General features: G+C 61.4%; 1 protein-coding gene. It reads left to right on the top strand.

Going from position 1 to position 246, the window contains the following annotated elements:
- Positions 1-246 (top strand): immunoglobulin-like domain-containing protein (locus tag IB213_RS17965; RefSeq protein ID WP_192408198.1); only part of this gene is annotated, 246 nt, incomplete at both ends.

The following is a 246-nucleotide window of genomic DNA, read 5'->3' as shown; positions in this document are numbered from 1 at the left end:
TCACGTTTGGCGTGGGCTATGTGCCGGGCACAGTGGTGCAATCGACTGCGTTTGCCGTGCAGGGCGACGACGTCTACAAGGATGGCGCCACCGAGACACTGACCATTACAGGCACCAACGGCGGCGGTAACTTTGAAAATCTGGACACCACAGCCACGGCAGACGTGGTGGTGGCCGATACGCCTGACACGGTCAAGGTGACCTTGGTGGGCACCAGCGCCGTCGAAGGCAGCACAAACGTGACCG

It is taken from the genome of Comamonas sp. CMM02 (assembly GCF_014851485.1).
In the GTDB taxonomy this organism is placed as follows: domain Bacteria; phylum Pseudomonadota; class Gammaproteobacteria; order Burkholderiales; family Burkholderiaceae_C; genus Comamonas; species Comamonas avium.
The sequence above is the reverse complement of the archived record's forward strand: the minus strand, read 5'-3'. Positions and strand labels throughout refer to the sequence as shown.